The sequence below is a fragment of the Erwinia oleae genome (assembly GCF_000770305.1).
Taxonomy (GTDB): Bacteria; Pseudomonadota; Gammaproteobacteria; order Enterobacterales; family Enterobacteriaceae; genus Erwinia; species Erwinia oleae.
The window spans coordinates 14,830-40,017 of sequence record NZ_JNVB01000040.1 but is presented as its reverse complement, the minus strand read 5'-3'; the positions used below and the strand labels follow the sequence as shown (position 1 = coordinate 40,017).

At 53.7% G+C, this 25,188-nt stretch carries 25 protein-coding genes and 1 pseudogene; 16 read left to right on the top strand and 10 right to left on the bottom strand.

Going from position 1 to position 25,188, the window contains the following annotated elements; translation table 11 throughout:
* Nucleotides 1–145: 145 nt before the first annotated feature.
* The 3 genes from GS12_RS13925 to GS12_RS13915 form a co-directional block, all read right to left on the bottom strand.
* Nucleotides 146–469 carry a hypothetical protein gene (locus GS12_RS13925; protein WP_034948064.1) on the bottom strand — a complete coding sequence of 108 codons (324 nt, stop codon included), beginning with the start codon at nt 467–469 and terminating at the stop codon, nt 146–148.
* Complete coding sequence (locus GS12_RS13920) at nt 466–675, bottom strand: hypothetical protein (RefSeq protein WP_034948061.1); 210 nt, start codon at nt 673–675, stop codon at nt 466–468. The genes GS12_RS13925 and GS12_RS13920 overlap by 4 nt, the downstream gene beginning before the upstream one ends.
* Before the next feature lie 63 nt (nt 676–738).
* A complete protein-coding gene (locus GS12_RS13915) occupies nt 739–1,041 on the bottom strand; it encodes a hypothetical protein (protein ID WP_034948059.1) in 303 nt (100 codons plus the stop codon).
* 544 nt (nt 1,042–1,585) lie between these two features.
* On the opposite strand from GS12_RS13915, the pseudogene GS12_RS24015 reads away from it, so the two are divergent.
* The 11 genes and pseudogenes from GS12_RS24015 to ymcF all read left to right on the top strand — a co-directional run.
* Nucleotides 1,586–2,062 (top strand): annotated as a pseudogene (locus tag GS12_RS24015) (ParB/RepB/Spo0J family partition protein); the annotation flags it as partial.
* 120 nt (nt 2,063–2,182) lie between these two features.
* Nucleotides 2,183–3,661 carry a host specificity factor TipJ family phage tail protein gene (locus GS12_RS25155; protein WP_268747358.1) on the top strand — a complete coding sequence of 493 codons (1,479 nt, stop codon included), beginning with the start codon at nt 2,183–2,185 and terminating at the stop codon, nt 3,659–3,661.
* 57 nt (nt 3,662–3,718) lie between these two features.
* Entirely contained in the window at nt 3,719–5,764 is a 2,046-nt protein-coding gene (locus GS12_RS24635) for a tail fiber/spike domain-containing protein (protein WP_034948053.1), read from the top strand.
* A 355-nt stretch (nt 5,765–6,119) separates the two neighbouring features.
* On the top strand, nt 6,120–6,368 hold the full coding sequence (locus tag GS12_RS13895) for a hypothetical protein (RefSeq protein WP_034948050.1): 249 nt from the start codon (nt 6,120–6,122) through the stop codon (nt 6,366–6,368).
* Nucleotide 6,369: 1 nt separating this feature from the next.
* Nucleotides 6,370–6,693, top strand: coding sequence for a S24/S26 family peptidase (locus GS12_RS13890; RefSeq protein WP_034948047.1), 324 nt, complete (start codon nt 6,370–6,372; stop codon nt 6,691–6,693).
* Nucleotides 6,694–7,339: 646 nt separating this feature from the next.
* Nucleotides 7,340–7,879 (top strand): DUF2058 domain-containing protein, encoded by a 540-nt coding sequence (locus GS12_RS13885; RefSeq protein ID WP_034948044.1) that lies wholly within the window; start codon nt 7,340–7,342, stop codon nt 7,877–7,879.
* Nucleotides 7,880–8,572: 693 nt separating this feature from the next.
* Nucleotides 8,573–9,163 carry a fimbrial protein gene (locus GS12_RS13880; protein WP_034948041.1) on the top strand — a complete coding sequence of 197 codons (591 nt, stop codon included), beginning with the start codon at nt 8,573–8,575 and terminating at the stop codon, nt 9,161–9,163.
* 67 nt (nt 9,164–9,230) lie between these two features.
* The gene (locus GS12_RS13875; protein WP_034948080.1) at nt 9,231–9,896 is read left to right on the top strand and encodes a fimbrial biogenesis chaperone; all 666 of its coding nucleotides are present in this window, start codon (nt 9,231–9,233) and stop codon (nt 9,894–9,896) included.
* Between the two features lies 1 nt (nt 9,897).
* The gene (locus GS12_RS13870) at nt 9,898–12,441 is read left to right on the top strand and encodes a fimbria/pilus outer membrane usher protein (protein ID WP_052118463.1); all 2,544 of its coding nucleotides are present in this window, start codon (nt 9,898–9,900) and stop codon (nt 12,439–12,441) included.
* 8 nt (nt 12,442–12,449) lie between these two features.
* A complete protein-coding gene (locus GS12_RS13865) occupies nt 12,450–13,544 on the top strand; it encodes a fimbrial protein (protein ID WP_034948037.1) in 1,095 nt (364 codons plus the stop codon).
* A 114-nt stretch (nt 13,545–13,658) separates the two neighbouring features.
* Complete coding sequence (gene ymcF, locus GS12_RS25385; RefSeq protein WP_456072986.1) at nt 13,659–13,823, top strand: cold shock small protein YmcF; 165 nt, start codon at nt 13,659–13,661, stop codon at nt 13,821–13,823.
* Here the strand turns inward: ymcF and GS12_RS24630 are convergent.
* From GS12_RS24630 to gcvA, 4 genes are all read right to left on the bottom strand, one after another.
* Entirely contained in the window at nt 13,743–13,904 is a 162-nt protein-coding gene (locus GS12_RS24630; RefSeq protein WP_160279918.1) for a hypothetical protein, read from the bottom strand. The genes ymcF and GS12_RS24630 overlap by 81 nt on opposite strands.
* A 13-nt stretch (nt 13,905–13,917) precedes the next feature.
* Nucleotides 13,918–14,808: an oxidoreductase gene (locus GS12_RS13860; RefSeq protein WP_034948035.1), complete on the bottom strand. Its 891-nt coding sequence runs from the start codon at nt 14,806–14,808 to the stop codon at nt 13,918–13,920.
* Between the two features lie 38 nt (nt 14,809–14,846).
* Complete coding sequence (locus tag GS12_RS13855) at nt 14,847–15,674, bottom strand: DMT family transporter (RefSeq protein WP_034948032.1); 828 nt, start codon at nt 15,672–15,674, stop codon at nt 14,847–14,849.
* Nucleotides 15,675–15,741: 67 nt separating this feature from the next.
* Nucleotides 15,742–16,653: a transcriptional regulator GcvA gene (gene gcvA, locus GS12_RS13850; protein WP_034948073.1), complete on the bottom strand. Its 912-nt coding sequence runs from the start codon at nt 16,651–16,653 to the stop codon at nt 15,742–15,744.
* 342 nt (nt 16,654–16,995) lie between these two features.
* Here gcvA and GS12_RS13845 point away from each other — a divergent pair, with 342 nt between their 5' ends.
* The 3 genes from GS12_RS13845 (at nt 16,996) to GS12_RS23020 (ending at nt 19,936) form a co-directional block, all read left to right on the top strand.
* A complete protein-coding gene (locus GS12_RS13845; RefSeq protein WP_034948029.1) occupies nt 16,996–18,213 on the top strand; it encodes a hypothetical protein in 1,218 nt (405 codons plus the stop codon).
* 84 nt (nt 18,214–18,297) lie between these two features.
* Complete coding sequence (locus tag GS12_RS13840) at nt 18,298–19,482, top strand: amidohydrolase (RefSeq protein WP_034948027.1); 1,185 nt, start codon at nt 18,298–18,300, stop codon at nt 19,480–19,482.
* A gap of 85 nt (nt 19,483–19,567) precedes the next feature.
* Nucleotides 19,568–19,936, top strand: a complete 369-nt coding sequence (locus tag GS12_RS23020) for a hypothetical protein (RefSeq protein ID WP_052118460.1) — start codon at nt 19,568–19,570, stop codon at nt 19,934–19,936.
* Between the two features lie 12 nt (nt 19,937–19,948).
* On the opposite strand, the gene GS12_RS13830 is transcribed toward GS12_RS23020, so the two are convergent.
* Nucleotides 19,949–20,854 carry a LysR family transcriptional regulator gene (locus GS12_RS13830; protein WP_200884525.1) on the bottom strand — a complete coding sequence of 302 codons (906 nt, stop codon included), beginning with the start codon at nt 20,852–20,854 and terminating at the stop codon, nt 19,949–19,951.
* A 127-nt stretch (nt 20,855–20,981) separates the two neighbouring features.
* On the opposite strand from GS12_RS13830, the gene GS12_RS13825 reads away from it, so the two are divergent.
* The gene (locus tag GS12_RS13825; RefSeq protein WP_034948021.1) at nt 20,982–22,133 is read left to right on the top strand and encodes a M20 family metallopeptidase; all 1,152 of its coding nucleotides are present in this window, start codon (nt 20,982–20,984) and stop codon (nt 22,131–22,133) included.
* Entirely contained in the window at nt 22,121–23,506 is a 1,386-nt protein-coding gene (locus GS12_RS13820) for a YfcC family protein (RefSeq protein ID WP_034948018.1), read from the top strand. Before GS12_RS13825 ends, GS12_RS13820 begins: the two co-directional genes overlap by 13 nt.
* A gap of 45 nt (nt 23,507–23,551) precedes the next feature.
* Here GS12_RS13820 and GS12_RS13815 read toward each other — a convergent pair whose 3' ends face one another.
* Together GS12_RS13815 and GS12_RS24005 are read right to left on the bottom strand one after the other, a co-directional pair.
* Nucleotides 23,552–24,748 (bottom strand): L-talarate/galactarate dehydratase, encoded by a 1,197-nt coding sequence (locus tag GS12_RS13815; RefSeq protein WP_034948015.1) that lies wholly within the window; start codon nt 24,746–24,748, stop codon nt 23,552–23,554.
* A gap of 220 nt (nt 24,749–24,968) precedes the next feature.
* Nucleotides 24,969–25,154 (bottom strand): DUF3761 domain-containing protein, encoded by a 186-nt coding sequence (locus tag GS12_RS24005; RefSeq protein WP_084089711.1) that lies wholly within the window; start codon nt 25,152–25,154, stop codon nt 24,969–24,971.
* Between the last annotated feature and the right edge of the window lie 34 nt (nt 25,155–25,188).

Sequence of the window (25,188 nt, the reverse complement as noted above, 5' to 3'; positions counted from 1 at the left end):
TTTATCAGGCGGCAGGGCGGCTATTTGGTGGGTGTATTTGTCTAAAAGAAGGGTGGTAATACGGTCGTGCTCTGATTTGGGTTTCCCTGATGTGGCTTTAAGTGTTTCGGCGCGGCACTTTCTGGCCGTTGACCGTAGCGCGTTCTCAGCTTCCGGCGTCATCGGTCACTCTTACGCCGGGTATTTTACCGGCAGCGATGGCATCATAAATAATTTGAGGGTCGTCATAATCGCCGATATTTAACTGCTTCATTGCCTTAATTGCGACTTCTTCTTTCCTGTCCTGAGCAGTAATTAGGCTAAAATCTCCGGCCTCCCCCGACGATGCAAGGTAACCAATATCCACCGTCGCCCCTTTCTTTCCGGAATAAACGACAATTCCTTTTTTATATTCAGAGCGCTCATCAACCCAAAATTTGATTTCTGCGCCAACTGGCGGAAAGCCTTCACCGTTCCATTCAATATTCATGATAATTTCCTCTGCTGTTCAGCGCGCACCATGCGCTCATGGTCTTCCCTGCAATCAGCACTGCAAAAGTGGCCGCTTTCGATCGCCTCCTCGCAGTAATGGCACTCGCCTGTAAATGCCATCTGCGGCCTCGCACGGTTCGCCAGCGCTACGGCAATCATCTGCTCCGAGCGCGCTGCGGCCTCGTCGATAGGATCTGCATACATAGGGATTTCTCCAGATAGGGGCAATAAAAAACCCCGCCGGGGCGAGGTTTACTTAATTTCGTTTTAAGGTCTCGTTTTGAATCGGTAGCATTCATCATCTTTGCCGACATAATAGAAATCAGCTTGACCCCATCCATCTACTATAAAAGTCACAACCTGCTTAAAGCCCGTTTCTGGAAAAAGCTGATCGCTAACTTTTCCTTTGAAAACTTTCAGGTCATGGGTATTCACAGGGCCATTTTTTAGCATTTCGGTTTGAGATGCCAGCTCGCCATCCATAGGGTGTTCGGGGGACTCAATCGTGCAGAGCCTAACGTTCATTTTTTCTCCTTTACTTGCCCGGGCCATTCCCAGTAAATCTTCCATCGACTCATCCCTGAAAAACTTTACCGCTATCGCCGAGCTTCGCCACACTCAAGCGCAACATTGGGACGCCGATCAAGAATCCGCGCTTTCATCTGCTCGCATGCTGCTCTGGTGGGGTAAATGGTTTCACTGGCTGGCGCATATTGGGGAAGGGATATGAGAAGGAGGACATAGCCGATTAGCATTAGTCACCCTCTACGCTGCCGCCCGCTTCGCGAATGGCTTCCTGATATTTGTAGTGCGCCTCGGTGCGGTCACAATCAGCCGGTAAATCAGGAATCTTAATCGCCTTGACCACCGGCGCACTGGCGTAGTGGCTCAGCACCTTTTCAATCCTGTCAGCCCATCCCGGAATGATGTGCTTTCCGCCATACTCATCAGCTTTAGGATTATAGGTACGTAGCTCCACCAGAATTCGCTTTAGCTCATCCGGCAACGCTGACGGCTGGGCGGCGGCGTAGACGTTGTGCTGCCCAACCGGCAACGGACGGCTCAACAAGAAATCGCATGAGCGGGTGCCGGGCCAAACTTCAACAACGCCCAACCACTGCTGATCCCCGGCATTACGAAGCGCGGCAGCGCGGTTCGCATGTCTCAGGCGATGGTCAGCGCCAACGAAATCCGGCGTGCAGATACGCCGCTGGGCCGGGCGAAAAAAATGGCGGCTCTGCTGGAGCGCGGCCACGACGAGAAAGACCTGTCATTGTTGTTTGGCCTGGGCGTCCAGACTGTGCGTGCAACACTGGCGCTGCTCGACTGCACTCAGGCGGTTCAGGATGCTATTGAAGCCGGTCAGGTGAACGTGACGCAGGCTCGTCAGCTTTCAACACTCTCCCCTGATGAACAGCGCGAAAAGGTCAAAGAACTTAACCAGGCAGGTGAAGCCGTCACCGGCCATGCCCGCGCCCGCCGTCAGCGCGAAGTGATGGGCAATGCCAGGTCACGCATCAAATCCCGCAAAGAAATCATTGCTGCACTCGACACGCAGGATTTCACGCTTTCCGGTGAGCTGACGTCAGCAACGCAGACGGATAACGGTGCCGTAACCAATCCGGTTTATTATTACAACTTCCTGCTGAGCAACATTAACGGATCTGGCGCGTCGTACATCACCACGGCCACCATCAACAACACGAAATTTGTGCTGAACGATAATGAAGCACTGGTCGTCGGCCCGTTCTTCTCGCCAGTACCATCGAGCCAGTTGTGGATTCACACGCAATCCGGCCTGGGCGGAAAAAGTGAATCAAACTGGAAAGTGACCATCTGGAAGGTGGACGACAACAACGTTCAGGTTCCGGGAACCAGCCAAAACTTTACTTACCGGCAGACAACGCCGCATGACTCTACAAGCGACACGTTTTACCGCACGGATAAGCTGACGCCAACTGGCGGCTACGGGCGCTACGCAGTGAGCTTTCAGCGCACAGATAACAGTGGTGACAACAGCCAGCTTAAAGTTGAGGCCATTCACGGAGTTAATATCAGGTCGAACGTGACCTATCCCGATGACACTCTGGTAAGGGTCACCGTCCGCCAGACGGAGAACGCTACCAGCGCGCGTGACCGTAAATATAACGCTCTTATCAACCGCCACGTCATCAGCTACAACATGACCACGCAGAAGGTGGATTATGCATTGCGCGCCTCACGAAAGTTTGCAGACATCGCGCTGCATAACTGGCTGGTTATCGGCGGCCAGGCGGAAAGCTCGATCGACATTTATAGCCTGTATCAGATTCAGGCAGAACTCGATGCTGTAGACAGTCGCCTTTCGTATTTCGATTACACGTTTGATGATGAAGATGTGTCGCTCGGCCAGCGCATGGAAACAATCTGTGATGCAGCAGGCGTCAGCGTGTACTTTGATGACAGCGTGCTCGCCTTCACGCTCGACAAGAAACGCACGCGGCCGGCAACCGTCTTCAACCGCTCCAACACTGTAGAGAGTGGTTACTCGCTGAGTTACGACATGACGCTCCCTGGAGGCTATGACGGCGTTGAGGTGCAGTATCGAAACCCGACAACTAACAAGCAGGCGTTTGTTCGGTACCGGGTACGAAACGGGAAGATTGAGAAGGGGCAACCAAATAAGGCAAAAAAATTTGAAATGCTTTATATCCGCGACGAATACCAGGCGGATTATCGCGCGCAGAAAGAAGCCCGTCGACTGATTTACTCGCGCATGAGCATGGCAATTACGGCGCTGGCGGATGGCGAATGGGTGAATGTGGGCGACATGGTGCAGATACCTGACACCTACGACACAAATCAGCAGGCTGGCTACATCGTCTCCCGCCAGAATAACGACTTTGAAACCAGTGAGCGCATCAACTTCAGCGGCTCAATGTTCGTGATGGTCACTGACAGCCTGGGCAACACTACGGCGCGTTATCCGGCTACTAAGCGCAGTGATACCGACTTCGGATTCACCGCAGCAATACCTGCCATTGAGCTGAATATCTTTGATGGCTATGAGGTGCAGTCCCCATCGAGGTATGTGATCGCAACAACAGAGGAGCTGGACGCAACGCGCTGGATTATCAGCGAGAAGCAACCTGGTAGTGATGGAACAACAGCTTTAACCCTCGCTGAATACAGTGATCTGATTTACCCCTGACAGCAACCAATCCAACACCAAGCCAGCCCTAGCGCTGGCTTTTTTAATGGAATAACTATGGCTACGCAACCTACCAACAATGCAGTCCCATCTGAATCACCACGCGACCTGAAGTTCAACGCCGGTAAAATTGATGAGTACGTAACATCTTTAACTACGCAATATATCGACCGATTCGGCCGTGCGCATTACACCATTGAGGGGTTGCGCAAATGGGCTCAGGAGGCGATCTCATCTTTTGGCTATATCACAATGGACTCCTTCCAGGACGGCGCTAAGTTAACCTTACCCAATCAGGTGTTACGGGATGAGGCTACTGGCGAGTATTACCGCTGGGATGGCGACTTTCCTAAAGAAGTGCCCGCAGGTTCCACCCCTGACAGTTCTGGTGGAGTTGATTTTGGCGCATGGGTGAGTGTAGGTGATGCGGCATTGCGTGCATTACTGGCATCAAAAGAGGGTTACTCACTTATTGGCGAGCTCCAGTCTGTAGCTGATTTTTATGGCATGACCGGAGCAAATGGAAAAAAAGTACATCTTAAGGGATGGTATTCATCTACTACCTATGGTGAAGGTACTTTTTATTTCGATCCCACTGTTCCAAAACCAAACCACGATGGTGGGATTTGTATTAGCCCCACGGTTCCCTATTCAACTCCAGATGAATTTATAAGTGGTATAGGTGAAACTGATGCATCCGGGAACGGAGTATGGATCAGGGCTGGAGTTATCTCCGAATTAAGGGGGGAGTGGTACGGAATGCTAAATGGCGTTGACGTTACTGTAATGTCTAATAAAATGGCACAAACAGCCGGAAAGTTTGCATTAGGTTTAGTTTGGCCGACTGGTAATATGAAGCTGACAGGCCCTGTAACTATATCCTGTGATAACAGCGCTACCGGATTAGTGACATATATACGCGGTGCGGGTAAAAGAGGAACTGTTTTCACCGTGGATGTAAATTATGTTAAAACTTTTGCCATAACTGTAATTGGGTCAATTGGTAGTTCAAATGCTGTTCATGACATGGTGACAATAAAAGGAATTAAATTTAAAGGTACGGGTAGTAAAGCGGCAGGAACAGCTTATACAGGAACAGCATTATATCTGCAAAATATTCTCGGTTATCACTTAGAAGATGTTAATACTGAAAACTTAAACCGTGGTCTGGTTGTTCAAAACAGCCTGTATGGCTGTGCTGTTTCTTGCAGATTCCAAAGTGGAGGCGAATGTGTACTTTTAAGACGTAATAGTCTTACTACAGGTGTTAACGCAATGCATTTCATTCGTTGTGATTTCAACGATAATGCCCTTTATTGCGTAAATGCCTCAGAATCTCATTCTGTCATGTTTACACAATGTACCTTTGAAGGAAACGGAGGTAAGACAGATGCATCTGGTGCGGTGATTGCGGGTGTTTGTTGCGTACAAATGGCTGCTGTTGGCGGGGCGGGCGGTGTAGGTGCAGTTTTTGACTCCTGCTATTTTGAATCAAACGCGATAATGGATATTAAACATGTCGTATCAAGCAACACTAACCAGACGCTTACTATCCGCAATTGTATTTTCAATAAAACACGTAATGATATGACCGCAGGGCGTGTACAGATGATAAGAAGTTCTGGCGGAAACGGAAAATCCACTTTGGAAATGACTGGCAACCGATTCCTTTCTGGCACCAACAACGCAGATGCAACTTACCCTGATGTTGAAATAACCGGATTCCAGTCATTGGGATATGGTAAAGCTGAATTTTTGGATCTAAATAATGTATTTACAGCAAATAATCAGGTGGTAAAAGATGCTTATGTCACGTGGAAGAAAGCTAACGATGATGGTTTTGTATGTCGCGGGCTTTCATCAGGAGGATTCACGGCGGCATTATCAAGAAACATCCTTTCTTCCACTCGTAGCGGTACAGGCACGTATCGGATCATAACAAACCAACTCACCTCATTGTTTGATTATCAGGTGACGCTTGATAACCTTGGATTTGCAATTATTGATACGTCAGAAAATAATGAAGCTTTTACTATTAAAACATACAATGGTAGTGGTGCCCTGGCTGATGTTGGCTTTCGGGTAAGGGGTAAGCTCATTTAGGGGGCCGAGCTCCCTTCATTATTTCTCGCAAATATCTTTAAAATGGAACAGGAGCGTTCCATTCTTTCTTACAAGCGTATAACTTCCGTTAAACTTCGTGAGCAATAGCCTATTGCATATGTTTCAAAGTCTTTTTTGACGTGTATGTGTATTACCATAGGCGTAGATCGTCAAATATGAATACAGAAAGAATAATCCCGCCACTGCTAAACTGCGACTAGCCGATGCGTGACTCAAGGTTACTTGAGCAGGCGACACACACCTGAGCCGTGTTCAACTATACAAAAAGCCAGTTGCCGCTCCGATCTCATCAAGCTACTGTATATAAAAACAGTAATAACGGAGGGCTACACACATGGCACGCAGATACGAGGTTCACAGCGCATTTACAGACAGCATCCGGGTAGACAGTCGCGGGCGGCAGACAGTATCCACTGTTGATTTTGTGCGCACGCTTGCTGCATACAATCACGACTGGTCGCTGCGCGAGGCCAATGTCTGGATTGAGCACTATCAGTCGATGTTTCGTGACATTTCGACCGAGGAAGGGGAGCGCCGGACGTTTTTCCTGACAAACATGGGCTACGTGGCTCCGGGAGGCTGATATGGGATTTCCATCACCGGCACAGGACTATGTTGAGTCCCGCATCGACCTGAACACCCTGTTCATTCCCCGTCCGTCAGCAACCAGCCTGTTCGATTTTGACGGCATTATGCACCTGATAGACGCATCTGAGCGGCCACGCGACGGCGACGTGCTGGCGTATGAGCTGTTCGGCGAGGTGGGCATAGGCAAACTCATGGGCCGCGCTATCGTGACACGTGATGGCGATGCTATCGAAGGGGGTGCGCTTGATGACGTAATCATCCTCGGCAGAGTGACGCTGATGATCCAGAAGCTTTGGGACGATGACAGGCCGATAATTTAAATGTGCCAGATTTGTGCCATGCACACGGATGTGTCTGGCGGTATGTTTCATCTTGTGCCATCAACCTGAACATTGTGAATGCGGTTGTAGCTTTAAAATCAGTTAGTTAAATACAGTTCTTATAATTCGTAATGCGAAGGTCGTAGGTTCGACTCCTATTATCGGCACCAGTATTTTCAATGACTTATGCATCATTAGTACCTTCCTCGTTTTCCGTGTGGGGCAAATTTGCGACACAAGCCCTAAAAATCGCCTCGGTTTGCTTTGCGTATTGCGTCAAAGGGTTCGGCGCCAGCTTTGCATACCTGCAAACCATGAGGCCAGCAAGCGAATTGCAACGGCGAGCGCTGTCGTATTCCTTGATATAAATAGCTCACCCATTACGCCGACTTGAGTCCAGACCCTGCGCAACATTGTCCGCATGATGTCCCGGTCGCCGACGAAAATTGAGAAGCCATAAAGACTAAGCCCACCTCAGTCGGGTTTTGTTGTCCTGCCAAAATCCACTCAGATGGGCGTTGTGCCGCCGGTAAAATGGCCCTGACAATCGTCACGGGCATGACATTGGGATGAGGGTGCAACGTGGCACTTCCCGCAAATTTACCGTTATAATCCCACAAATTATTCAACTGGCTTAGAAACGACTATGACAAAACTCACCTTGCAAGAACAGCTGCTTAAAGCTGGGTTAGTAACCAGCAAAAAAATGGCTAAAGTCCAGAAAACGGCTAAAAAATCCCGCGTTCAGACTCGTGAGGCGAGAGCGGCCGTGGAGGAAAATAAAAAAGCCCAGCAGGAGCGTGATAAACAGCTGAGCGAACAGCAAAAGCAGGCTGCTTTATCTAAAGAGTATAAAGCTCAGGTAAAACAGCTGATTGAAATGAACAGGGTTGTCATTTCAAAAGGTAATATTGATTTTAACTTCACCGATAATAATCTGATTAAAAAAATAGTGGTTGATAAGCTGACGCAAACTCAGCTGATCGGTGGCCGTCTCGCCATTGCGCGTTTGGTGAATGATAACAGTGGTGAGAGTGAATACGCGATTATTCCTGCCAGCGTAGCGGACAAAATTGCCCAGAGAGAGGCGAACAGTATTGTATTAAACAGCGCGCTTAGCCAGGCAGAGCAGGATGAAGACGATCCCTATGCCGATTTTAAAGTGCCCGATGACCTGATGTGGTAATGAACGCAGGGATATGAAAAGCGCCTCAGAGCTTTTCATTTTCAGGCGGATCTTCCCTTAGTCCGCCTGCATTAACCGCAAAGAGTCGACCGTATTACTCTGGGACAACCCTGTAATTGATGATGCAAACGTCTTTCGATCAGACCGTCGTCTGACGCTTCATTTTGTTCAATACTTCGCCGATTATCGATCGCCGTCACCCTCTTTTGTTTGTTTTTTACGCGAACCATTATTCTTAATTGAAATTACACCAGCGCCATATATAACGCTACTACCTTGTCGTGCATGATCAATTACGTTATTAATGTTAATAGCTTTAGTAAAAAAATGAATATTTCAGGCAAGACATTTTATTTAAGTGATGTTTAATTTTTAGATTCTGGCAATACTCAACTAACTATCAGGAAATGTGCAAGAAGTTAACGTATGCTTTACATTATTAGAAGTTGCAGTTCGTTTTTTAATTTACTAATATAAAAAAGGTATTGGGTATGCAACTTTAGGAGATTGCATACCCGTCACTCCACATCGTCGCCCTGTTCACTGTCTTGCTGGCGATGAACGCGTTGCGTATATAAAATTAATTGATGGAACAGTTCTTAATTTCACAGGAAGGAGTTGCCGGTTAAAGAATGTATGTCCAGTATGGACGCTGCCTGACTGCCGGATTATATGTTAAATAAGAGATCTATAATGAAAACGCAGTTTCGTATTATGGCTTTAGTTGTATCTGTTTTTGTATCCGGTGCGGCAATTTCTGAAAATTCAGGCGTCACCGTAAACCCAAATTCGAATGCCGGTACGCAAGGTACGGGCGGCCAGGTCAGATTTACCGGTTCCATTACCGATGCGTCCTGTAATATCGATACCGAAAGCGCCAGCCAGGTTGTTGATTTGGGTAAATGGGCGGGTAATTATTTCACCGCGGCGGGTACGGCAACCACGAAAACCCCTTTCCATATCAAAGTGCAGGATTGCCCCGAGTCCGTTACTTCCGTTGCCGTACTTTTTGATGGCAACCATGACGCCACTGATAAAAATTTGTTGGCTATCGACGCTGGTGAAAATGCAGCAACCGGTATTGCGATCGAGCTCTATGAAGCCAACCAGTCTGAAAAAATCAGTGTTGGTTCGATATCAGAAGCCTATCCTGTCAACGCGGGCAGCAATGACAACGATGGCAGTGCCGATCTTACCTTCTACGCCGATTATCGATCCATTGCTGAAAACGTTACGGCGGGCGATGCGAACGGTGTGGCAAATTTCAACATGATCTACAACTGAGTCATCACAGAGCAGGGGCATGACCTGCTCTGTTTCATTCTGTTTTTTCTCCCTTTGGTTATCACTTATGAAACGGTTAACCGCTGGCATTGCTGGCTTATTTTTATTGTTATCTGGCTCAGTTCAGGCGGGTATTATCGTCGGTGGAACACGGGTGATTTATCAGGAAGGCAGCCGTGAAGCGTCTGTTTCAGTAACAAATGCGGACAGCCATACACCTTATTTAATTCAGTCATGGATAGAGAATTATCAGCAAGGCGATAAAACCCGTGCGCCATTTATTGTTACGCCGCCGCTATTTCGACTCGATCCGGAACAAAAAAATGTTCTGCGTATTAATTTTATTGGTACGACGTTGCCAGCCGATCGTGAATCTGTTTACTGGCTCAACGTTAAAAGTATTTCACCATCGCAGAAGGGCGTGTCAAATAAGTTACAAGTTAATATTAAATCAAAATTTAAACTCTTTTATCGTCCGGATAGCCTGCCAGGCGATTCGGCTAAGGCCTGGCAGACGCTGTGTTTTCATCTGGAAGGTAAGCGTTTAATTGCGAAGAATCCTTCGCCCTGGTTTGTCTCTCTCTTTTCACTGAGCGTCGGCGGAAAAGAGATTGATGAACCCGGCATGATTGGTCCGTTTGAAACCAGAGAATGGCCCGTAACCTCTGCGGGTGAGATCAGATGGCGCGCAATTAATGATTTTGGCGGTATTACTGATTACGCAAGACAGTGAAATGGCGTGCGGCACTGGCAAAGTGAAAAAGACAATAAATCCGCAATTTTCATTGCTATCTGTACTTACAAAAACCGCCCGGTTACTCACCACGTTTCCTGCACTTTTTTTGCTGTTGGGCCACAACAGGCAGGCGATGGCGGATGATTATTTCGATCCGGCGGCGCTGGAGTTAACCGATCCCCAACACGAAACCGCCGATCTGCACTATTTCTCAAAGGCGGGCGGCCAGCAGCCGGGTTTTTACCCGGTAAGCATTGTGGTGAACAACCAGGAAGTCGCGCAGGAAACCATTAAATTTATTGATGATGGCGGCACCCTGAAACCGCTGCTGACTCCGTCACAGTTAACAGCATACGGGATAAACGTCAGCGCCTTTTCATCATTCAGCACGCTTCATGAGGGCGAGACGCTGAGTCAGATCGAGCGCTTCATTCCTGATGCCAGCAGTAAATTCGATTTCGCCGCCCGACGCCTCTCGTTAAGCATCCCGCAGGCAGCGATGGTGGTGCAACGCCGTGGCGATACCGATCCCGCCCGCTGGGATGAGGGGATCCCGGCTGCGTTTGTCAATTACAACCTGACGGGGGCGCAAAGCCAAACGCAGGGTGGCGGAACTGATTCAAACTACCTGAACTTACGCAGTGGGATCAATCTGGGCGGCTGGCGCTTACGCAACGTTGCGTCAATGGTCTATGACAAACGCAGCCGCTGGCAGTCGCAGAGCACCTGGCTTCAGCATGATGTGAAAGCGCTTAAAAGCCTTTTACGGGCAGGCGACACCTACACTTCCGGCGATATGTTTGACAGCATTCAGTTTCGTGGCGTGCAGTTGACCTCGGAAGAGGGGATGCTGCCGGACAGCATGCGTGGCTTTGCCCCGGTCATTCGCGGCATGGCGCACAGCAACGCGAAAGTGACGGTTTCACAGCATGGCTACGTTATTTACGAAACCTGGGTTGCACCGGGCGCATTTGCCCTGAGGGATCTCTATCCCACGGCACAAAGCGGCGATCTGGAGGTAAAGGTGACTGAAAGCAATGGCATCGTCCGATCCTTTATCCAACCCTACTCCGCCGTCCCCTTTATGCTGCGTGAAGGACGCAGTAAATTCAGCATAAGCGTCGGACGCTATCATCCCGCGGGTGAGGGAGCCCGAACGCCGTCGTTTATGCAAACCACGTTGTCTTATGGCCTGCCGTATGCGTTTACGCTTTCTGGCGGCGTACAGTTTGCAGAAAATTATCAGGCCTGGGCGGCAGGTATCGGGCGTGGATTTGGTGAACTGGGAGCGCTGGGCGCCGATGCTATTTTTTCAACGACAAAAATGCCTTCCCGACAGTCCGCCGCCGGACAGGCTGTTCGCGTACAGTATCAGAAGGATCTGGAAACGACGGACACTGCCTTCAGCCTCGCCAGCTACCGCTACTCTTCCCGCGGTTATTACAGTCTGAGTGAAGCGAATACCCGCAGCCCCCGCGATCGGGCAGGCAATAAACGCAGCCGTGAAGAGCTCTCAGTGACGCAGTCACTGGGCGTCGCCGGAAGCCTTTCTGCATCCGTCTACACCCAGACATACTGGCATGGCAGAGGGGACGATAAGACTTTCCATGTGGGGCTTTACAGCGGCTGGAAGGGCGTCTCCTGCGGCCTGGCTTACTACTTTACTCAATCCCCGGAGAGAAAGGCGGATCGTGCCGTTTCGTTCAACATCACTATTCCGCTGGAGCAGTGGTTGCCAGAGCACGCCGTCACCTACACCACTACGTCAGACAATAACGGTTATACGTCACAGCAGGTCTCCCTGAATGGTACCGTGCTGGATAATCACAACCTCTACTACAACATTCAGCAGGGTTACGGTAACAACGGGCAGGGCAGCAACAGCAGCGCATCGCTTGATTATCATGGCGCATACGGCACATCGCAGCTCGGCTATCGTCACGATACGCTGAACAACCAAATCACCTGGGGCGCAGCGGGATCGGTTGTTGCTCACCCACACGGTATTACCTTAGGGCAGCCTACCGGCGACAGCTTTGCCATTGTTCGGGCGCCTGGCGCGGCAAACGTAGCCGTTCAGAACGGCAGCAATATCTATACCGACTCACGCGGCTATGCCATCGTGCCGACGCTCACCACCTGGCGGAAAAATTACATCACGCTCGATACGGGAACTATGGACAACGACACGGACGTTGAACTGGAAGGGCAGACGGTCGTTCCCGGCGGTGGGGCAGTGGTGCAGGCGAATTACCAAACGCATATTGGTAACCGGGTGCTGTTTACCCTGAGCGACCGCCGCGGCCCGCTGCCATTTGGCGCCAGTGCGCATGTCATTCAGCAGAGTAAAGAGGACGGGATGCCCGCCAGCGGGATGGTGGCCGATCGTGGAGAGGTCTATCTGAGCGGTGTTCCGGAACAGGGGACGCTCGAAGCGCGTTGGGATGTGCAAAACGTCACTCATACCTGCACCCTGTCTTTTTACCTTCCCAAAAATCAGCAGCAGAAGGCGGTGAAGACCTTCGGCGGCCTGTGCTTATAAGGAACACAATGTCTCACACGCTTCGCTCCGCCTCTTTTTTCCTCCTGCTTCTGGCGACGGTTTACTGTCAACCAGGCCTGGCAGAAACCTGTAATGCCAGCGTAGGACAAATGACGCTGAATACGCAGAACATCCGCTATCAACCCACCTTGCCGGTTAATACGCAAATGACAAATTCGCTGCCGGTTAACGGAGACGGCATTCACTTTACCTGTGATTTACAGGCTCCCGTGGACAGCGTGAAACGCATTATTTATCAACAGATGGATACATCCGGCGCGGGGCTGGTGATTAATGGCCATCACGTCTACGCGTCAAAACTGGAGGGGATAGGTTACTCGCTTGGTTTTCAGTGTGCCGGCGGCGCTATCCGTTACATTGACGACATCGGCTCGCCTGCCGGAAGTGAGTCTGCGACCGTTTGTGAGAGTTCACAGATCCCCGACATGCTTACGCAGCGCGAGCTGATGGTAAAAATCTATATCACATTCTACAAAACGGGCGAGCTGGCGCTGGCAGGCGGAAACCACATTAACGCGCCCGCTCAGCCGCAGATCGGTAAGCTTTATATCGATCAGGGCGCGGGCAACGCGGCAGGCGCATCAACAACGCTCGATCTTGCGGCGCTGAATGTCGATATTGGCGCCAGTGGGAGTTGCCAGGTGACAACATCGACGATCAACGTGAACTTAGGCCCGGTGAGCAAAGCCGAATTTCAGGGTAAAAATACCCGCGCCGGTGCGGCCCGGGACTTTGCCATACCGGTTTTCTGCTCCATGCCGACGGATATCAGAATTGGATTTTTCGGCGTCGCCGCTGATCCAGACTTTACCGATACGCTGGCCCTGAGTGACGTAACGGGCGCGGCAAAAGGGGTCGGCGTAAGGTTGAGCTATGGCAATAATACGGTTCCGGCCCCGGCCCCAGGCACGGCAGTGAAAATTAATGAGGCCAGTAACTTGCCCGTTCTTAAACATGTTGTCGCCGGCAGCGCGGGAAGCGCCGAAAATATTAATTTCGTGGCGCAATTCGTTCAAACGGAAAACACGGTATCAGCCGGCACGGCCAACACCATGGCGACATTTTCGCTGATATATAATTAATGCAGCGGGTTAAGATGGCACTCTTCAGCCAGCGCTATTTGTAACACTGGCGAAGAGAATAAAAAAGATCTTAAGCGTGAAAGGTGTTAGGGTGGTGGCTCGTAAATTAAAAAAATGAAGGTTTGTATCATAAATTTTAAACTCCAATGTCCCTCTTGCTTCAGCAGTCAGTATCGCTTCTCCCAACTGGACATCACCTCAAAAAATCCTCACGGTGCAAAATGCATTTTCTGTAAATCCATTATGCAGGTAAGCGCTAAACGCCTGACCGCTGCGTAATCCCGCACAAAAAACCGCCCGTTGGACGGTTATTGTTGCGTTGACGCCTGTTTTCCCGGCAAAACGAAATAGCTGAATCATACCCGGACTCTCCTCAGCCCGGCCCGTCGCTCGCCGCAGCCAGCAGCGGCACAATCACATCGCTGATCGGCGTAGAAATGCCATGCGCCTGGCCGTATCGCTGCACAACGCCGTTGCGGATATCCCATTCCAGCGGATGGCCTCCCTCGCGATCCACCAGAATTGAGGTGCCCGTGTCGGCCGGATAGCCCTGAAAGCTCCGGACAATGTCCTGCGGCACATCATCGCTCAGTTTAGCGCCTGCGGCGCGCGCCACCGTCAGACACTCCTGTAAATAGGCCAAAGCCAGTCCGGTGATATCGCTGCGTGAAAACATGCCGGCGCGCCGGCCTGACAGCACCATCAGCCCGGCGACCGCGTTTTGCAGCAGCTTTCTCCATGCGACGGTCGTGAAATCTGCCGCAACATCAACGGCGCAGCGCGTTCCTTCCAGCGCCGTCAGCACCACGCGAGCGGCAGGCGAATCCGGCAGGGTGAGACGCGGCTGGCTCCGTAGCGACACGACGTTATCTGCTTCCCGCTGAGCAGGAAACCACACCACCGAAGGCAGTATCTGGCTGGCGGCGAGCCAGGGCGCAAAGCGCGCTTTCTGCTCCACGCCATTTTGCAGTATGCACACAACGGTCTTCTCATCGCATAAGGCCGTGAGCCACGGAACAGCCGCTTCCACCTGGGTTGACTTAATTGCCACAAACACCAGGTCGACGGTTTTTTTTATACTGACGGGATCGGTTCTGACCGGGCCGGGTACCACAATCTGGCCATCCCCGAAGCGCACTTCCAGCCGTTGATGCGCAGTGCGGCCAAAAAGGGTTGGCGTGCGGCCGGCTTCATGAAGCGCCGCCGCGATGGTCGCGCCAATCGCACCCGGCCCGACAAGCGCAATACTCAGATTATCAGCCATACCGTTATCCTCTGTTCATGATGACTCTCAGACCATCGTCAGCCAATGACCATTGTGCCGACGGCAATCAACATACACGCCAGTACCTTACGAACGCTCAGCTTTTCACCCAGAAAAAAGTAACCGATAAAGGCGGCGAACAGCACGCTGGTTTCACGCAGGGCCGATACCGCGCCCATTGGCGCGCCGGACATGGCATAAATCACCATGCCGTAAGCCAGAAGCGAAACCAGCCCGCCGCCGAAAGCCGCGGAGAATCCGGGCCGCAGCGTAAATAAACTGCGTGCGCCGCGCAGAGAAATGTATACCGCGGGCATCAACACGCCCCAGAGCGCGCTCATCCAGACCGTATAGGCCAGCGCATCGCCGGAAAGCCGCACGCCGATGCCGTCCGTTACGCTATAAGCCGCTATGAAGCAGCCGGTGCCCAGCGCATAGGGCAGATTAGGCGCCGCCAGCCTGCGTCCGTTAAAGGCAAGAAAAATAATGCCACCCGATACCAGCGCAATACCCGCCATCGCGCTTGCCTCTGGCCGTTCTCCGGCGAAAACGGCGGCCGCGAGGGTAATTAACAGGGGTGAAGATCCCCGCGCGATGGGATAGGTTTGCCCGAGATCTCCTGTCTGATAGCTTTTCACCAGAAACAGGTTATAGCCCACGTGCAGCAGTGCTGACAGCGCCGCACACATCCAACTTGCCCTGGCGGGCGGCGCCAGGAACATCGCCATCAGGGCGCTGGCGAGCGTAACGGCCAGACACATAACGGTCATCGACCAGAGTCTGTCGCTGCCGCCGCGCAGGAGCGCATTCCAGCTCGCATGCAGAAGCGCCGCGAAAAGCGTCAGTGCAATAATATTAAGAGGCATACCTTAGCTTAAGCATCTCCGACCGTTTAGTGAAACGATGTCTCCTCATCAGGTCATGAGCAAAAACTCATGCCTGCCCATAGCTTTGCTGCGCCTTTTCAGATGCCTGAAGAAGCCAGTGGCGAAAGTTAATAATGTGTGGCTGTGATTCAATGCCTTTCGGGCAGACGAAATAGTAGGCGACCGGCGAAGAAAAGGGCACGTCAAACAATCTCACCAGCGCGCCGCTGCCGATCTCCGCCTCGACATGCCCACTGCGGGCCAGCGCAATCCCCTGGCCCAACAGCGCCGCCTCAAGGGTCATATTGGTATCCGCAAAGCGGACGCTTTCACGCAGCGCAGAAATCGTGGTACCCACGTGCTGGAACCACACCTCCCATTTTGGCACCAGATCGGCGCCATCGCGCGTCAGCAGCGGATAACGCAGCAGTTCTGCCGGTTCATGCGGTACGCCGAAGCGGTTAAGTAAATCGGGGCTGGCGACCGGGAAGATCTGTTCACGAAACAGGAATTCTGAAAACAGCGCCGGGTAGTTGCCCTGACCAAAACGGATCGCCACGTCTGATTCGCTGTCCGCAAAGTTAATCGCTTTATCGGTGGTTTCCAGCGTGAGCAGAATTTCAGGATGCTGACGTGACAAATCCGGTATACGCGGCAGCAGCCATTTCAGTGCGAAGGAGTAGGTGGTGCTGACGCTCAGGCGCACTTTACCTTTTTGCTCACGCAAATCGGACAGGGTCGCTTCCAGACGGGTAAAAAATTCCCGTACGATGGGCGCGAGCGCCGCACCGGCGGGCGTCAGGCTTAACGACCTGCCGCGTTGAAAGAGCTGCAATCCCCACAGATCTTCCAGATTTTTTAACTGATGACTCACCGCGCTTTGGGTAATGTGCAGTTCTTCGGCGGCGGCGGTGAAGGTTGCGTGCCGCGTGGCAACCTCAAAGGCGCGCAGCGTCGCGCCGGGCGGCAGATCTTTCATAGCCATGTTATTCCGGTTAACGTTTAACACACGTTATTAATGAACAGAACCTCATAGTAAAGCATTCGGGCCGTTGGGCGGAAGAGACACGGTGAGGCGTTAACTCCCCACGCCAATAATTTGCTTCAGAATGTACAACGAGGTCAGGCCTCATCGTAGATAAAAGGTTTACCCGATCGAAATAATGTGTTTATTATCAAATTGTTCGTCAGTGTTCCTGACGGCGTCGCGTTCTTACTGAAAGACGCGTGTGGCATCGCCACCTTATGGAAGGTTAGGCTGATTTCTGGCGTTTATTGCCGGGTAATCGCTTTTTATAACCAATTAAAATGGATTTTAAACATGTCACAGATGTTCGCGCTGTTGCTCATCACCGGCATCCTGTATATCGGCGACGTTGTCTCCGTGAAAACCAGGGCCTGGATCCCGTCTGTTTTTGTCTGCGCCGTGCTGTTTCTGCTTGGTTACTGGAGCTTCTTTCCAAAAGATATCATCAGCATCGCCGGTATTCCCACCGTCGTCGCGGTGCTGTTGATGTATCTGCTGATCACTAATATGGGTACGCTGCTGTCGGTGCCGGAACTGCTGCGGCAGTGGAAAACGATTGTCATTTCGCTCTCCGGCATTGCCGGGATCGTGGCGGCGGTCTGTGTCGCCTGCCTGCTGTTTTTTGATACCAATACCGCGATTGTCACTATCCCACCGCTGGTTGGCGGCATCGTCTCCGCCCTGATCATGTCCAAAGGCGCGGCCAGCGCCGGGCTGGTCGATCTGTCGGTATTCGCTATTTTGATTTACGTGATGCAGGGGTTTGCGGGTTATCCGCTGACCGCCATCATGCTACAGCGTGAAGGTCGCCGCGTGTTGTACCAGTACCGACGCGGCGAGTGGCAGCCAGACGCAGACGTGCCGCTGCCGGATGAGCGCGTGCAGATCTCCGCAGACGAGCCGATGCCGCACCTTTTTAGCGCATTTCCGGCGCGTTATAACACCAGCTACTTCAAATTTTTTCGCCTCGCTGTGGTGAGTTGCTGCGCCTGGGCCGTCTCTGGCTGGCTGGCGCCGGTGATGTCCATTAGTCCGTTTGTACTGTGCCTGCTGTTCGGGGTGATAGCGACCTCGTTAGGTTTTCTGGAAAAACAGCCGTTGCAGAAGGCGAACGGCTTCGGCTTTGCGGTGATGGCGCTGATGCTTTTCATCTTCGACACGTTGAACCGCGCCACGCCGGAGATGCTGCTACGGCTGCTTTTTCCGATGGTGGTGCTTATCGCCACCGCCGTTGTCGGCATGTTTATTGTCTCCTGGCTGGCGGGCAGAGCCTTTGGCGTAAGTACGGAAATGGCGTTTGCCATCTCACTCACCGCCATGTACGGCTTCCCGGCTGATTACATTATCACTAACGAAGCCGTCACCGCGCTGACGCAGGATGAAAAAGAGCGCGAAGTATTGATGCAGCATATGCTGGCACCGATGCTGGTCGGCGGTTTTGTTTCCGTTACCCTGGTGTCCGTAGTGCTCGCCGGCATCATGGTCGGTTATCTTACGCCGCTGGCTGGCTGAACAGTCGGATCGATTACCAATACATCCGTAAGGGCGGGGAGGTTATCTCCCCCACGGTGAAAATGATAAGGGACAGGTAATTTTATGATTAATAAAGCGATTTCGCAGTCAGTACGCACGCACAGCCAGGCAATGATCGCCTTTCGACGCGATCTGCATGCACACCCGGAACTGCCCTGGGAGGAAGTCCGCACCACACAAAAAGTTGCGCAGGCGCTGGAAAAAGCGGGTATTCGCTACCGCTTAACCGAACCTACCGGCGCGATCGCGGAGATCACCGGTGGCAAACCCGGTAAAACGGTGGCGCTTCGCGCCGACATGGATGCGCTACCGGTTCAGGAACTGAATGACGGCTTGAGCTACAAATCCGGCACCGACGGCATCATGCATGCCTGCGGTCATGATGCGCACACGGCGATGCTGCTGACGGCGGCCATTGCGCTACAGGAGAACCGCGAAGCGCTACGCGGCAGCGTGCGGCTGATCTTCCAGCCCGCCGAGGAGATTGCTGAAGGCGCAAAAGCCATGGTAAAGCAGGGTGCGATCGGGGGCGTGGATAACGTGTTTGGCATGCATATCTGGACCACCACCGATTCAGGGAAAATTTCCTGCAACGCAGGGTCGAGCTTCGCCTCTGCCGATCTGCTCAGGGTGACGTTCAAAGGGCGCGGCGGGCACGGCTCAATGCCGGAAGCCTGCATTGATGCGGCGGTAGTGGCCTCGGCGTTTGTGATGAATCTCCAGGCCATTGTGGCGCGAGAAACCTCGCCGCTGGCGTCGGCGGTGGTGACTATCGGGCGCATGGAGGTGGGAACACGTTTCAACGTGATCGCGGAAAACGCGCAGCTTGACGGCACGGTGCGCTGCTTTGACGTTGCCACGCGCGAGCGTCTGCGGGCGGCGATTGAGCGCTATGCGCAGCACACCGCCGCCGTTTACGGCGCCACAGCGGAGGTGGCATACACTTATGGCACGCTGCCGGTCATTAACGAGGCGCGCAGCGCGTTGCTGGCGCAGTCGGTGATTGGCGACGCGTTTGGCGAAAAGGCGTTGTTTGCAGAAAAGCCGACCACCGGCGGCGAAGACTTCAGCTTTTATCTGGAAAATATTCCCGGCTGCTTTGCGCTGCTGGGCTGCCGCAACCGGGAGAAAGGGAGCGATCGGGCACACCATCACGGCGCCTTCAATATTGATGAAGATGTGATGATCAACGGGGCGGAACTGTATGCGCAGTACGCATGGCGCTATCTTGAACAGGACGCGTTCTGATCACACCTGCCGGAGACGTTTTACGTCTCCGTTTTTTTGCGTGCTACGCTTTAAGCACTGTTTCCTCTCAGGAGCGCGTCATACGGTGACCTGTAAATCTTATTTTAACCTGCTGCTTCCCCTCTTACTGCTCGCCGCTCATGCGGAGGCCGCAAAAAATGACGCGCCGTTTATGACCTGCGGCAAGTTCATTTTCACCCATTCTTCCGGCAATAAAGAGCAGATCCGTATCAACGGCGTAAAGCCAAAGGTGCAGAAAATCACCTTTCTGAAGAAAGAGGGCGATTGGGATAACGTGAAGACACACTGGATCGTTGCCGCCACAAAATTCCAGGGCGATTACAAAATGGACTACGTGAAACAGGGCGGCCCGGGGCAGCTGCATGCAGAGATCGTCAGAACCAGCCGCAGCCAGATAAAAATTTCCGGCGACTACGATTGCGTGCAGCCTTAAGCCGCATGGAAATCATCGCGCTTCAACGGCGTTAAAAAATTTACTCAGCAGCTGCCAGAGGAAGTGCGCGGCGGGCGTGAGACGCCGGTCGGCGCTGCGCAGCAAATGGCACTGGCTTTCCTGCGCAATGCGGTGGTCGATTGGCACCGCCACCAGGCTGCCCTGGCGCAGCGGCATTTTCACCGTATGCGCGGTCATAAAAGCAATCCCCAGGCCGGCCTGGCTGAGCGCAATAGCGCTGGAAAACAGGTTGCAACAGTAGTGCGGCGTAAAAATCAGCCCCTCACTTTTGAACATGGCGTTGATGTGATGTTGCAGCCCAAAGTTATCGCTCATGGCAATCAGTCTGTGATGCGTTAACGCCTCAACGGTGACCTGACTCAGGCGGGCAACAGGATGTTCCGGCTGCACGATGGCGCAAATGGGGCCGCGATGAAAACTGTGGCGTTTCAGGGCCGCAGAGCCCATCGGACCAAAAGCCACGGCCATATCGACTTCGCCTCTGGCGATCAGCGTCAGGGTGGTTTGCATGTCGCCGGACATAATATCGACAAACACGCCGGGCCAGGCGACAGAGAACTCCCGAATAACGTGCTGTATTACATCCTCAACCATTCCCTGCCCGACACGAAGGGATACGGAGCCGCCGCGCATATGACGCATATCGCTGAGCTGGCGGGAGAGCTTGTTGCGGCGCGCGCTGGTCTGCGCGTAATCCTCCGCCAGCATCCTGCCCGCCTCGGTCAGCACCACGCTGCGCCCGCGGCGCTCAAGCAAAGGAAGCTGCATGGTTCGCGACAGCAGCGCAATCTGCCGACTGATCACCGACGGGTTCACGCCAAGCATATCTGCCGCCCGGCGGATCCCACCCTGAACGCCCACTTCATACAGATAACTTATGGATTTTTCCGGCCATATAGACGACATCACACTTTCCAGGCAACTGTTGCTCTCAGGACAACAATATTAGCAGTTACACGACATTCTTTTTGAGCAGAATTTCTGCACATACTGCTTTACTCCACTCTGACAGGCGGGTAATAGCATGGAAAAGATAAAAAATTATTTAACGCAGCATGCCGATGAAATTCTGGCTGATATCAAACGACTGGTGCTGGCAGAATCGCCCTCGACGGATAAAGACGCGGTGGATCGCTGCGGCGATGTTCTGCAAAGCATTATGCAGCAGCGGCTTGGCATCGCGGCGCAGGTTGAACCTCAGCAGGACTATGGCAACCTGCTCAAATTCTCGCTGGGCGACAGCGGCCCACAGACCACCCTCCTCGGGCATTTTGATACGGTCTGGGACAACGGCGAGCTGCCGCTGCGCGAAGAAGAGGGCAGGCTGCACGGCCCCGGCGTGCTGGATATGAAGGCCGGTCTGGTGCAGGCCATCTGGGCGGTGCGCGCGCTGGTGGCGACTGAAGGACTTGCCGGGCGAATTGTTTTTCTCTGCAACAGCGACGAAGAGCTGGGTAGCCCCTGCTCCAGCGGCTGGATAGCCGATCACGCTCGTGGCTCTGCGCAGGTACTGGTAGTGGAACCGGCGACAGCGGGCGACGGCGCGCTGAAGATTGCCCGCAAAGGCACCGGACGCTACGACGTTGCCATCACCGGTTTTGCCGCCCATGCGGGAAACAACCCGGAAGAGGGGATCAGCGCAGTTCAGGAAATGGCGCAGCAGATCCTCTACCTGCACGGGCTGAACACCCCGGAACGCGGCACAACGGTCAACGTAGGTATCGCGCGCGGCGGCAGTCGCATCAACGTGGTGGCCGATCGGGCCGAGCTTGGCATTGATACGCGGGTCACCAGCGAGGCAGAAGCGCAGCGTATTCATCAGGCCATCAGCCAGCTTTCGCCCTGCCTTGACGGGATTACGCTGACGGTGAGCGGCGAGCAGTCGCGTCCTCCGATGCAGCAGACACCGGCTTCGCTGGCGCTACTGGCGCAGGCGCAGCGTGTGGCGCAGGCGCTTGGCTTCGCCGTGGAAGGAAAAGCGGTCGGCGGCGGCAGCGACGGCAACTATACCGCCGCGCTGGGCATACCCACGCTCGACGGGCTGGGTGCCACCGGCGCAGGCATTCATGCCAGACATGAACATATTATCATTGCCGACATCGTACCGCGCACGGCGTTGCTGGCCGGTTTGCTGCTGGAGATCACCCGCGATAAGGAGGACGCATGCCGCAGGTAAACACCAGGACTTCCACCCCGCCGTCCAGCGAACAAAGCCCCTATCTGTTGCTGTTTATCATTCTGGTGGTGGCGACGATTGCGACGTGGCTGATCCCGGCGGGAAAATTTGATTATGTCACGCGTGAAGGCATCAAGTTTGCGGTGAAAGGCAGCCTGCATGCGGTGCCGCAGGCAGGCGTATATCCTCTGGAGATCTTCACCGCTATCGCCAAAGGGATGGTGAAATCCGCCTCGGTGATTTTTCTGATCCTCTTCACCGGCGGCGTGCTGGCGGTGGTGGAGGCGACCGGCGCGATTGCTACGGCGCTGAACGCGCTGTCACGAAGTACGCGCCTGAGCGATACGCGTATTGTGTTGATCTTCGGGGCCATATTCGCCCTGCTGGGCACCACGGGCGTGGTGGTCAACGCGGTGGTGGCGTTCGTGCCTATCGGGCTGCTGGTGGCGCGATCGCTGGGCCTGCCGCCGATTCTCGGCGCGTCGCTGGTCTACCTGACCTGCGCCGCCGGTTTTAACGTCGCCATCATGAATCCGGCCACCACCGGTCTGACTCAGCATCTTGCGCAGCTGCCGCTCTTTTCAGGGATGTTGCTGCGCGGCCTGACCTGCCTGCTGTTTGTGGTCAGCGCCGTGTTGTTTCTGATCCGCAGCCTGCGCCGCGCGCGTCGGGAGGGAAACCTGCGTCCCACGCAGCCGATTGAGGCGGGTGAAATCCACCAGGTGACGGGACGGCATAAACTGATCCTCGCCACCGTGGTAGTGGCGCTGCTGATCTTTATCGGCGGCGTGATCCGCTACCATTGGGAAACCAATGAGATGTCGGCGATGTTTGTGCTGCTGGCGGTGGTGGTGGGCATTATCGGGCGGATGTCCGGTTCCGACATTGCCAACACCTTCCTCAGTGGCTGCGCGAAACTGGTCAAAGGCGCGTTTATCGTCGGCATGGCCGGGGCGATTTCGCTGGTGTTGCAGCAGGGCGACGTGCTCGATCCTATCGTTGGCTTCCTCTCTGATTTGCTGGCGCCGATTCCTCCGTCAGGGGCCACCATCGGCATGTTTATCAGCGCGGCGCTGATGCATTTCGGCATCTCCTCAGGCTCCGGAGAGTCGGCGCTGCTGGTACCGATCTTCACGCCGCTGGGCGACAACCTCGGTCTGACGCGTCAGGTGATGGTGCAAACCGTGTTGCTGGGCGAAGGAATTGTCAACAGCATCAGCCCGACCTCTGGCGTGCTGATGGCGGTGCTGGCGACCGCCAACGTCTCCTTCGGCAAGTGGCTGCGCTTTGTCGCGCCGCTGGTCGCCGTCTGGTTTGCGATCTGCGTGGTGATGCTGCTGATCGGTGTCGCTATCAAGTGGGGGCCATTTTAGTACAATCGGTCGCGCACCTGATTATTGGTGCGCGACCGGCAAACGCTACGGATTTTTTCCAAACTCGCACTGCAACACGGTCCATTTACGCGCCTGTTCGCTCAGCGTGAAGCCCAAGCCGTGTCGGTCAGAGATCCACATCCGTCCGTCGCGCAGTTCAAGCTGTTCATTGAACAATGGGTTGAGCCACTCGAAATGCTCCAGCCACGGCTCCAGCGGGTAGGCCGCCGCCAGATGGATGTGCACCTCCATGGCAAAATGCGGCGCCAGTTTGCGGCCGTGCTTCGCCGCCAGATCCATGATTTTCAGGAACGGTGATATACCGCCGACGCGCGGCGCGTCGGGCTGTACGACGTCGCTGGCGTTGCCAAGGATCAGCTGCTCGTGTTCACGGAAGCTGGTCAGCATCTCGCCGGTAGCGATCGGCGTATCCAGCGCCGCCGCCAGCTGCGCATGGCCTTGCACGTCGTACGCATCCAGCGGCTCCTCAATCCAGATCAGGTTGAACGCCTCCATTTTACGGCCCATACGAATCGCGGTTTCGCGATCCCACTGCTGATTGGCGTCCACCATTAACGGAAAATCGTCGCCCAGCGCCTTACGTACTTCGATCAGACGGCGAATGTCCTCAGCGGCGTTGGGCTGCCCGACCTTGAGTTTGATACCGCCGATGCCGCTCTCCTGCGAAATCACCACGTTCTTCAGCACCTGATCGAGCGGCGTGTGCAGGAAGCCGCCGGAGGTGTTGTAGCACTGCACGGAGTCACGATGGGCGCCCAGCAACTTTGAGAGCGGCAGCCCGGCGCGCTTTGCTTTCATGTCCCACAGCGCGATATCGAAAGGCGAAATCGCCTGCACCGCCATGCCGCTGCGGCCAACTGACGCGCCCGCCCAGAGCAGTTTGGTATAAATTTTATCAATATCGTTTGGATCTTCGCCCAACAGGTTGTCGGCGATCTCTTTCGCGTGGGCGTAGATGCCCTGGCCGCCCGCGCGTTTTGAGTAGCTGAAGCCAATACCTTCAAAACCGTCGCGGCTGCGGATCTCAGCGAAAATGAGGGCAACTTCGGTCAGCGGTTTCTGGCGACCGGTCAGGACTTTGGCGTCGCTGACCGGCGTGGCCAGCGGCAAAAAAGCCAGCGAAAGCTGAATGCTCTCGATACGATCGCCACTGTCGGCGGCGGTAGCGTTAGCGGTAGAGGTGGCATAGCTCACTGCGTCTGAATTTGCGCTGGAAGACATGGTTGGCTCCTTGTGAACAGGGTTCTGTCACTTGTAACCTGTCTTCATGCTCGGCGCGAAGCGTTCATGACGCTTGTGAACGCGTCATCACGAATTCATCAAAAAGACCTTCGCGGCGGTCACGTTTCACTGAAATTTGGGGAATTGCACGAAGAAACCGCGCGCACAACCCTGTATGACTTTTCGACGTTTTACCCGCCGTCAGCGACAGCACCGCTCTTCACAGCCATTGTGCAACGCCACCATGATGTGAGCAGGTGCCCCGACGATGGGCGCTGTAGCTGTAGGTGCCATCCCGGCAGAGCGCAGTAGCGCCATCAGGCGCCTTAGCATTAACGGGTGACGTAAGCAGCGCCAGCACAACGCTAACGGCCATTATGAGATGGTAAGCTGGATTTTTCATCATGTTCCCCTCGCCAGAGTTGTTCTCTCTGTATCGG